We start from the raw sequence: 9,308 nt of genomic DNA, 5'->3' as shown, positions 1-9,308 counted from the left end.
CAAATGAGCGAATGGGGAGATATAATTCCTGGACTAAAATATTAAAAAATTATCACAAACCCGTTCCTTTCACACAGAAAAAAGATGAGTTATGAAGCCTTCATGTAAAAGTCAATATCTGGCTGTCCATAACGAAGCAAAAGCCTTGTTTGCCCAAGGTTATTCAAAAAAGACCATATACGATCATTTTATCGAAAAAGATAAAATTCATATGTCTTATGTGGCCTGGGCTAAAATAATGGAAAACCACGATCAAAAGTTTCCCTTCGGTCAAAAAAAACTCAAAAAAGAAAAGCCCATAAGTCAAAGCCCAGGAAAAATAAGGGGTAAGTTCAGCCATTCAAATGATCCGTACCCGACTGAAGATCCAACAGACTCTATTGTGGAAGAACATGAAAAAGAAAAACCGTTTAACCTCATCAAAAAGGAAAAATTTTAGGGAGTTTAACGATGGACCTGGAAAAACAAAAAATCAATATTACAGCCACAAACGGAAAACTTACGGTCTCCTCAATGATGGTGGCAGAACATTTCGAGAAAGACCATAAGAATGTGCTGCGAACAATCCGTCAGATTGTATCAGAGCTACCTGAAAATTTTAGTGATTTAGGACGGCTCAATTTTGAGCCGTCCTCATATATTAACGATCAAAACAAAGAACAGCCGGTAATGAATATGACCCGTGATGGTTTTGTTCTGTTAGTTATGGGGTTCACAGGCAAAAGAGCTATGGAGTGGAAACTCAAGTATATTGAGGCATTCAACGCCATGGAAAAGGCTCAAAAGGACAAATTATATTTAAAAGCCGCGTTACAGATACCAATAGACAGCGATCTGACAGTTTTATTGCCCACCGGTGAATTCGGCATTTCAAGCTGGAAACTGGCCCGGGAAATTGACCAGCCCCACAATGCCCTGGCAACAAAAATCCATTATCTTGATATCCCCGCTGCATTCAAGGCAGAAAATTTTATCCCAATGGGCCATGCGGCAGATCACGGCCCAAGAGAGGATGGCTACGGGATCACCTTGGCCGGTCTTGGCATGATGGGGCATATCCTCCGCAGCCAGGCAGCCAGGGCTGCACAATTAAAAGGATATGAACAATTAAAGGCTGTCAACGCACAAAAAGACCGGGTGGAGACTGTCCAGACCCAGCCAGTTCAAAGTGTTACCCCCCGGTTCCGGCGGGCCGATGTTTCCGAAAAAAAGATGCTTGCGCTCAAAGGGTTGATTTCGGTTTGGGCATGGATTGAAAATACCACGGCTGAAAATCTTGAAGCAGAACTATGTGCCTTTATGCAGATAACAAACCTGAAAGGCATCACCACATCAAGTTATGAAAACGCCATGGAATACATCTGGTCAGGAATACAAACACTGCAGAACGACTTTATAGATCTTTGCACAGAAGATGAATTACAGCCTTTAAGGGGGCTGTTTGATTTCATGGCCTATTACGAGGACAGGATCAGCTATGAGTTTTTATTCAACAAATTCAAAAAAGAACACCGGTTCGAAGATTTTACCAAAGTTTCCAAAAAGGATTTTCAAAAAATCATAATGTTAGCCTGGGGCACCATGTATGCCATGTGCCTTGGCGATAAAGCCGGATGCTGCAAAGCAAGCTGCATCCATAACCAATTATAAAGGGAGAAAAAATGGCATCAATACATATGATCCTGCAGGGCAAGGGCGGTGTCGGGAAAAGTTTTACAGCCAGCCTTTTAAGCCAATATCTGGTTGACCGAGACCAATTACTGGCATGTCTGGACGCTGATCCGGTTAATGCAACCCTGACAGCCTATGAAGCATTAAAGGCGACCAAAATAGAAATCATGGAAGGGGATTCCATTAACAGCCGGTTATTTGACACGATGATAGAAAAATTAATCCAGCTGCCAGATGAGGCCTTCGCCGTTGTTGACAGCGGTGCCAGCACATTTGTTCCCCTGGCTGCTTACATGTCGGAAAACAATGTTGCCAATTTCCTGCAAGACAGCGGCCACAACCTGACGCTGCATACCCTAATCACCGGCGGCCAGGCTGAAGGTGACACCATCCAGGGCCTTGCCTCCCTGATGGAAGGTTTTCCGGACACCCCCATAACCGTATGGGTAAACCCTTTCTTCGGTCAAATTGACTTTAAAGACCACAAACTGGCAAAGGCCAACCGGGATCATGGCGGCACCACCATTGTTTTGCCCACGTATAAAAAAGAAACCTTTGGCTATGATCTGGAGCTGATGCTCAAGTCCCGCCTGACATTTGTCCAGGCAATCAATTCCGGCAAGTTTAACGTCATGGCGAAACAGCGGCTTAAAATCGCCAGGGATGAAATCTGGAACATCCTGGATGAATCCGGCCTGATCATTGAGGCCCGGGAACAGCAGGAATGAAAAACAAAATCCAGGCGGAAATAGCCAAAAGGCACAAAATGACAGTGAGTGACAATGATCCTGTCTGGATCGTTGCAACTGTGTGTGAGCTTATGGCCGAAGAATACTCACGAAAACTTTCTGACCAGCAAGATATTCTTGCAGAAAAATTCAAGGAGGCGAACAAAAAAACAAACCCGCTGAATATGGTGATTGCCGTGCTTTTCGGCATCATTATAGGCCTGTCAATTCAACTGGTTATTTAAAGAGGAGTTTTAGAAATGAAAAGAGTCTTACCGTTACTTGTACCAACCTTTCTTTTTTTTGGCGTTATCACCTTTGTTGATACTGCGTTTGCATCAACAATTTCGGAATTTGAAACACCGGCAGAAACCTTGATGGAAACCTTACGCGGGCCATGGGCCAAATCCGTTGCCATACTGATGATCCTGGCGGCGGCTTTTGTGATGTGGTTCAAAAAAGACGATTTGGACGGGATGACAAAAGGTTTTCTTGTTGTTGTCTGCATCATATCCGTGCTGGCCCTGGCGGAACCGATCATTGATACGCTGTTCACATTCGGCAGCGGAGCATTAATATAATGCGACGGATAGCAATACATAGGTCACTGCATCGTTCAGACCTGATCATGGGCATAGAGCGGGATTTGCTTTTCCCCATTGGTATTGCCGCCGGCGTGCTGATTGTATCCAGCGGCAACCGCCCCTGGCAGATACTGATAGGTCTGGTAATTCTGTCGGGCGGCTTTGCCCTGGCCAGGAAAGCAAATAAAAAAGAGCCGATCCTCTCAAAGGTTTTCCGGCAGCATGTACAGCACAAAAAATTTTACCCGGCCAAAGACAGCCCGCAGTTGCCCCATAAATCCATCCATTACAATGCCATGGGCAGAAAAGAAAAGGGCCTGCAAAGTCTTTTGCAGTATGCCGTGATGGCAGATAACGGGATTATCCTTTGTAAAAACGGTTCGTTCCTGGTGGGCTATGAAATAACAACCCGGGACAAGGCCAGTTCAACCGGTACAGACCTTGAAAGCTTCTCAAGTTCTATATCCGCATCTTTAAAAAACCTAGGCGATGGGTTTACCCTGCACTTTGACTGCATCCGGAGTCCGGAAGATTATTACCCGGATAAAAATGAAAATCATTTCCCTGACAGGATCACCAGATCCATTGATGATGAAAGGAGAATATATTTCAAAAAGGGTAAGCATTTTCGCACAACCCATTATCTGTTTATCACCTGGAAGCCGGATATATCAGCGCAGAAAATGGATTCCTTTTTATATACGGAAGAAAAGGAGGAACGCCGGAAAAAAGACGGTGATGATGCCGGTGTTAAGGCGTTAAAAACCCTTCAAAACAACCTGGTCGAAATCGAGGACAGGCTTTCGTTGTCTTTTCGGCTCAGGCAACTCAAGGATATACCCCTCCAAAATGGCATATATTCAGAAGTTCTGGAAATTATCAACTTTATTATCACGGGGGAACGCCACAAAATAAAATTGCCGGAAATCCCTATGTATCTTGATTATCTTTTATCCTCCCAGGATGTCACCGGCGGCATAGTCCCGAAAATCGCGGATAAATATATCAGTGTCGTTGCCATTGACGGCTTCCCGGCAGAATCTTACCCGATGATGCTGTCCGGGTTAGACAGTTTATCCATACCCTACCGGTTTAACACCCGTTATATCTGTATGGATCAATGGACAGCCTTGCAGCAGATAGAAAATTACAGGAAAAGCTGGTCCCAAAAAATCATTGGTTTCTTTGACAAGCTTTTCAATAACGCCAAAGCAAAACCAAACAAAGATGCCGCCCTGATGGCCGTGGATGCGGAGGAAGCCTATTTAATTAATCAATCCGGATTTGTGGGATTCGGTTATTTTTCCGGCAATATCATTCTGCTGAATGAAGATAAGGAGTTGTTGCAGACGCAAACCAGGGACATCCGGAAAGTGGTTTTATCCCAGGGATTCTCTGCCCGGGTGGAAACCCTCAACGCCCTGGAAGGCTGGCTTGGAACCCACCCGGCCAACAATTATTCCAACCTGCGCCGCATCATTTTGCACAGCCTGAATCTTGCCGACATTTTACCCTTGTCAACAATATATGCGGGATCTGCGACAGCCCCCTGTCCTTTTTATCCGCCGGGATCACCGCCGCTGATGTATGCCGCCACAGACGGATCAACCCCTTTCCGGCTGAACCTGCATGTCAATGATTTAGGCCACACCCTTATTTTTGGCCCTACCGGTGCGGGTAAATCCGTTTTGCTGGCCATGATCGCAGCACAATTCCGGCGGTATAAGGATGCGTGTATTTTTGCATTTGATAAGGGATTGTCTATGTTTTCCCTGGTCTCTGCAGCAGGCGGCACCCATTATCACATTGCCGGCGATGACAGCCGGCTTGCTTTTTGCCCTTTAAAATATATTGATACAGATGCTGAACAGGCCTGGGCGGAAGATTGGATAACCACCCTGGCCACCCTGCAAAAAGTTGATATCAAACCCGAACACCGGACAGCTATACATGACGCTGTTACACAAATCAGGAACTCCCCGGATCAGCACCGCACATTAAGCAACCTGTATCATTATATTCAGCACCAGGAACTCAAAGAGGCGATCCAGCATTATACAAACCAGGGGGCCATGGGCAAACTCCTTGATGCCCCTGCCGATTCCATGACCCTGGAAAAGTACACAGTGTTTGAAATCGAAGATTTGATGAACCTTGGCGAAGCAAACTTAATCCCGGTGCTTTTGTATATTTTTCACCGCATAGAGAAAGCATTTAAAGGGCAGCCAAGCATGCTGATCCTGGATGAAGCCTGGATCATGCTGGGGCATCCTGTTTTTCAGCAAAAAATACGGGAATGGTTAAAAGTGCTCAGAAAGGCGAATTGTGCCGTTGTGCTTGCCACACAAAGCCTTTCTGATGCCAGAAATTCAGGCATTTTAGATGTGTTGTCGGAAAGCTGCCCAACCAAGATATTTTTACCAAACCAGGATGCAGAGAAAGACACGCAAAAAGGACTCTATCACGGGCTGGGCCTCAATTCCACCCAGGTTAAAATCATCGCACAGGCCCGCCCCAAACGTGAATATTACGTGACCTCTTCACAGGGCTGCCGCCTGATCAACTTGTCTTTATCCCCCCTGGCCCTGTCATTTGCCGGAGTATCAGGCAAAGAAGACATTGCCGCAATCAAGAATTTAATAAATGAGTACGGCCCTGAATGGCCGACACAATGGCTGCATGCCAGAAGTATAAAATCCCTAAAATTTAAGGAGCCTTAAAATGAAAAACAAAATCCAAACCACAATCGCTTTATTGTCCGTCATTGTCTTTGTCAATGTGTCTATGGCCGGTATTCCTGTTACCTGCCTTAATTGTTCAACGAATTTCACCCAGGCCCTGGAATATATAAAAGATATTGAACAGTTGGCAGAAGCAGTCAAACAATACGAACAACTCGTTCAACAAACAGAAAACGCCATTACCAATACCATGAACCTGCCCGGCAACCTGCTTCCCAACCTTCAATCTCAAATCAGGGCAGCTGTTGCCAATGTGAACCGTCTGAACTCTTACAAGGCTGATATGGGAGCGCTGCTGACAATTTTTACTGACACCTGGCCTGAATTACGGAACTTAAAAATTGATGACATATTGATGCAGGATCGTATTCAAATGCAGTTAGATCAGTTTTCAAAGGCCTCTGAGAAAATTGACAACGTTTTACAGTCTAATTTCCAGCTTAGCGGCCAGCAGTTACAAGACCTGCAGGATTCAGGCGATTTTGATGACTACTTGAACGATCTTCTTTCAAGCAAAACCGGCAGACAGCAGGCAATTGAAGCCGGCAATCAGATCAACGCCCTTACCGTCCATGAATTGAGACAGACAAGGGCATTGTTGTCTAATTATGTTCAGGCTCAGACTGCCGCTTTGGCTCAAGAACACAATGCTGCAAAGTTGAAGGATGCTGATTTGCAGCAGGAAATGAAAATTGGAGTAGACCGAACAGATGCAGTTATCATTCCATAAATCAAGGAACGATAACCGCGTCAGCTCTATCTATCCCCACTTTTTTCTCTTGTGCTTCGATTCTTTTCCACTCGGGCTCAGAGTCACCGGACACACGGATATAAACGCCGACACTGATACTAATAGCGACAACGATGGAGATGGTAAGGATGATCAAATTTTTAGACATAAAAAGAACTCCTGTTAAAATTTGTCTTTATTTTTTGATAATAGCAAGTTCTTTAATTATTTTCAATAATTCAGCAATGGCTGATATTAATCAAACAGTTATCGAAAAAATCATACAAGGATACAAAGACGTAGGTTCCACCTGGGGCGAAAACGTCAAAAGCCACGCTTTATGGTTACTGAAATGGCTGCTCGTTATCCAGCTTGTTGTAATGGCAGTAAAGCTGGGGTTCAAACAATCCACATTACAAGACGTTGTAGAAGACCTTGTCATGACGGCAATTTTTGGCGGTATCTTTTGGGCTCTCATCATAAAAGGTCAGGCCTGGGGTGTTGATTTAATTCAAGGTATGCTGAAAATGGCTCAGGATGTTGCGGGCGGCGGTTCACCGCCTGGTGAGGCGTTCTTTGCAAAAGTCTTCACCGATGCCCTCAAGGTCGCAGATAACATGATGTATTCCTGGAATCCTATGTTAGTTCCAGCCATCTGCCTGTGTTCAATCTGCAGTGCCGTATGTGGTGCTTTTATCTACGGCATGTATTTAGTTGTTCTTTGCGAATCCTACATAGCCTTTAATCTCGGCATTTTTATTTTAGGCTTTGGCGGTATGAGATACACCAGAGGCTTTGCCACAGGTTTTTTAAAGTACACCCTCAGTGTCGGCCTTAAATTATTCGTAATCCGGTGTCTGTTATATATCCTGGGCTCATTCCTGGCAGATATGGTGTTGTTCACCTTTAAAAGTTTTACAGAAACCCTTGTTATCACTGCCTGTTTTTTCATTCTGGCGTTTCTCATCAAAGTATTGCCCGACACAATAGCCAAAATGGTCACACTGCACAGCGGCAGCAGTGCCGGAGCTATTACCGGAGCCATGGCGGCAGGCGCAGGTATGGCGGCGGGCGCCGCCTCCATGGGCGTGGGTGCCGCTGCCGGCGCTGCCAGCGGCGGCATGGCCGGGGCATTCAGTGGTGCCAGGGGCGGCGCATTGAGTGCCCTGGAAAAAATAGCCGAAGCAGTAAAACCCAAAGAGGAAAAGAATAATGATTAATGCCACAGAACACCAGGAACAGGTTTTACAACCAGCGGAAGAAAACCATTACCTGGCAGGCCGTAAAGCCTGGTCAGAAATGTATGGATCGTTCATCAGGGAAAGAAACCTCTGGCGGGTCTCAACCCTGCTTGTTTCGATTGTTGCGGTCCTGCTTTGCACGGCAAATATCATACAGCTACGGCAGCAAAAAGTGATCCCGTACATGGTTGAGGTTGACCGGGCCGGGCGGATCAGCGGCGGACAGATGGCCAGAAAGCTTGAGACCAGCCAGGAGATGATTCAATACAGCCTGGGCCAGTTTATCACGGCCTGGCGGACCGTTACGGCGGATATCGCCCTGCAGGAAAAATATATAAAGCAATCAAGTTTCATGTCCATTGGTGCTGCAAAAAGAATCCTGGCTAAATGGTACGCAGACAACAATCCATACATCTCCAGCGAAGAAAAACTGGTGGAGGTGCGGATAATGGCCCTGCCTCTTTATGTCAGCGGAGAAACCTGGCTGGTCGAATGGACAGAAATAGAGCGCACACATAAAGGGGTTGAACTCTCCCGGACCACTTTTCAGGCCAACCTTATCATCAAGCGCAAACTTCCTGAAACACAACAGGAAATCATCAATAACGCCAGCGGCATATATGTGTCGGAAATCAGTCACAGCAAAAAAATACAATAGGAGATTAAACCATGAAAAAACTTGTAATAATCGCAATGGCAGTATCCTTTGCAGGCCTGGCAACATGCCGTGCTGCGGATTTCGTAAGCCCTGTATCAGCCCAATTGGACAGCAAAGAAAAGAAACCTTTAGCCCTGCAGTCAAGATGGCAAAAAAACACCATGGACCCGATCACCGCCGGAAACGGCATGACCTGTTTTGTTTACGGCCATTCAACGCCAACCATCATTGTTACCCCGTATAAAGTGGCTGACCTGGAACTGCAGCCCGGAGAGGTGATTAATTCCATGGTCCTGGGCGATAACGCACGATGGTTCGCAGAAATCGTTTTCTCCGGCAGCGGCGATATCAGCATCAGTCACGTTGTTTTTAAAGCCCTGGATTCCGGGCTCACCACCACCGCCGTGATCACCACTGACAGGCGGGTTTATCATATCAATTTAAAATCCGACCGCAGCAAACACATGCTGTACACAGGATTTATTTATCCCGAAGATCATATCGCAACCACCCGGGCGGCCCGGGAAAAAGAGATCAAAGAAAAAGAGAAAAGAACCACCCCTGAAGGTTTTGATATGGCCAGGCTGAACTTTGATTATGAAATATCCGGGGATGCCGGTTGGAAGCCCTTACAGGTTTTTGACAACGGCATAAAAACATATATCAAGCTGCCCAAAATGCAGGAAATGCCCATGTTCATGGTTAAAACCACTGCGGGTAAGGGCCTTGTAAACTACCGGGTAAAAGACAACTGCTTCATTGTGGACCGGATCTTTGACGAAGCCTATTTAATCCTGGGTGTGGGCAAGGATAAGGAAGAATTAACCCTGAGCAGGCTGGAGGCGAAATAATGAAAAAGCTGACCAGAGTGATCCTTCTTTTTTTTATGGCGTTTAACCTTTTTTCCTGCACCCATCTTTCCCCTAAAGGATCATGGGTATTGACCGGTTCTGAA

Annotated in this window: 11 protein-coding genes; 10 read left to right on the top strand and 1 reads right to left on the bottom strand. The window is 45.8% G+C overall.

All coding sequences use genetic code 11. From position 1 onward, the window contains the following. The first annotated feature begins 91 nt into the window (after positions 1-91). The 7 genes from B3D59_RS14895 to trbJ are packed head-to-tail and all read left to right on the top strand — an operon-like array spanning position 92 to position 6,454. Positions 92-439: a TraK family protein gene (locus B3D59_RS14895; protein ID WP_286821190.1), complete on the top strand. Its 348-nt coding sequence runs from the start codon at positions 92-94 to the stop codon at positions 437-439. Between the two features lie 11 nt (positions 440-450). Further along, complete coding sequence (locus B3D59_RS14890) at positions 451-1,650, top strand: Rha family transcriptional regulator (protein WP_286821184.1); 1,200 nt, start codon at positions 451-453, stop codon at positions 1,648-1,650. 11 nt (positions 1,651-1,661) lie between these two features. Further along, positions 1,662-2,399, top strand: a complete 738-nt coding sequence (locus B3D59_RS14885; protein WP_286821182.1) for a conjugal transfer protein TraL — start codon at positions 1,662-1,664, stop codon at positions 2,397-2,399. Further along, positions 2,396-2,644: a hypothetical protein gene (locus B3D59_RS14880; protein ID WP_286821181.1), complete on the top strand. Its 249-nt coding sequence runs from the start codon at positions 2,396-2,398 to the stop codon at positions 2,642-2,644. Before B3D59_RS14885 ends, B3D59_RS14880 begins: the two co-directional genes overlap by 4 nt. A gap of 15 nt (positions 2,645-2,659) precedes the next feature. Continuing rightward, positions 2,660-2,980, top strand: a complete 321-nt coding sequence (locus B3D59_RS14875; protein WP_004072101.1) for a TrbC/VirB2 family protein — start codon at positions 2,660-2,662, stop codon at positions 2,978-2,980. Continuing rightward, positions 2,980-5,703, top strand: coding sequence for a VirB3 family type IV secretion system protein (locus B3D59_RS14870; RefSeq protein ID WP_286821177.1), 2,724 nt, complete (start codon positions 2,980-2,982; stop codon positions 5,701-5,703). Before B3D59_RS14875 ends, B3D59_RS14870 begins: the two co-directional genes overlap by 1 nt. Before the next feature lies 1 nt (position 5,704). Next, positions 5,705-6,454, top strand: a complete 750-nt coding sequence (gene trbJ, locus B3D59_RS14865; RefSeq protein WP_286821176.1) for a P-type conjugative transfer protein TrbJ — start codon at positions 5,705-5,707, stop codon at positions 6,452-6,454. 1 nt (position 6,455) lies between these two features. On the opposite strand, the gene B3D59_RS14860 is transcribed toward trbJ, so the two are convergent. Next, positions 6,456-6,623, bottom strand: coding sequence for a hypothetical protein (locus tag B3D59_RS14860; protein ID WP_004072106.1), 168 nt, complete (start codon positions 6,621-6,623; stop codon positions 6,456-6,458). 76 nt (positions 6,624-6,699) lie between these two features. Between B3D59_RS14860 and trbL the strand changes: the two genes are divergently transcribed. From trbL to trbG, 3 genes are read left to right on the top strand one after another with little or no spacing between them, the layout of a single operon-like run. After that, complete coding sequence (trbL, locus tag B3D59_RS14855; protein WP_286821172.1) at positions 6,700-7,674, top strand: P-type conjugative transfer protein TrbL; 975 nt, start codon at positions 6,700-6,702, stop codon at positions 7,672-7,674. Continuing rightward, a complete protein-coding gene (locus tag B3D59_RS14850) occupies positions 7,667-8,353 on the top strand; it encodes a type IV secretion system protein (protein ID WP_286821169.1) in 687 nt (228 codons plus the stop codon). Before trbL ends, B3D59_RS14850 begins: the two co-directional genes overlap by 8 nt. 11 nt (positions 8,354-8,364) lie before the next feature. Continuing rightward, positions 8,365-9,204 carry a P-type conjugative transfer protein TrbG gene (gene trbG, locus B3D59_RS14845; RefSeq protein WP_286821167.1) on the top strand — a complete coding sequence of 280 codons (840 nt, stop codon included), beginning with the start codon at positions 8,365-8,367 and terminating at the stop codon, positions 9,202-9,204. The last annotated feature ends 104 nt before the right edge of the window (positions 9,205-9,308 follow it).

This window comes from Desulfobacter sp. UBA2225, assembly GCF_002348205.1.
Classification (GTDB): Bacteria; Desulfobacterota; Desulfobacteria; order Desulfobacterales; family Desulfobacteraceae; genus Desulfobacter; species Desulfobacter postgatei.
The sequence above is the reverse complement of the archived record's forward strand: the minus strand, read 5'-3'. Positions and strand labels throughout refer to the sequence as shown.

Excerpts from the sequence above, each read along its gene's own strand:
- B3D59_RS14895 (WP_286821190.1), top strand. The coding sequence starts at position 92 with ATGAAGCCTTCATGTAAAAGTCAATATCTGGCTGTCCATAACGAAGCA.
- trbL (WP_286821172.1), top strand. The coding sequence starts at position 6,700 with ATGGCTGATATTAATCAAACAGTTATCGAAAAAATCATACAAGGATAC.
- B3D59_RS14870 (WP_286821177.1), top strand. The coding sequence starts at position 2,980 with ATGCGACGGATAGCAATACATAGGTCACTGCATCGTTCAGACCTGATC.
- trbJ (WP_286821176.1), top strand. The coding sequence starts at position 5,705 with ATGAAAAACAAAATCCAAACCACAATCGCTTTATTGTCCGTCATTGTC.
- B3D59_RS14860 (WP_004072106.1), bottom strand. The coding sequence starts at position 6,623 with ATGTCTAAAAATTTGATCATCCTTACCATCTCCATCGTTGTCGCTATT.
- B3D59_RS14850 (WP_286821169.1), top strand. The coding sequence starts at position 7,667 with ATGATTAATGCCACAGAACACCAGGAACAGGTTTTACAACCAGCGGAA.
- B3D59_RS14890 (WP_286821184.1), top strand. The coding sequence starts at position 451 with ATGGACCTGGAAAAACAAAAAATCAATATTACAGCCACAAACGGAAAA.
- trbG (WP_286821167.1), top strand. The coding sequence starts at position 8,365 with ATGAAAAAACTTGTAATAATCGCAATGGCAGTATCCTTTGCAGGCCTG.
- B3D59_RS14875 (WP_004072101.1), top strand. The coding sequence starts at position 2,660 with ATGAAAAGAGTCTTACCGTTACTTGTACCAACCTTTCTTTTTTTTGGC.
- B3D59_RS14885 (WP_286821182.1), top strand. The coding sequence starts at position 1,662 with ATGGCATCAATACATATGATCCTGCAGGGCAAGGGCGGTGTCGGGAAA.
- B3D59_RS14880 (WP_286821181.1), top strand. The coding sequence starts at position 2,396 with ATGAAAAACAAAATCCAGGCGGAAATAGCCAAAAGGCACAAAATGACA.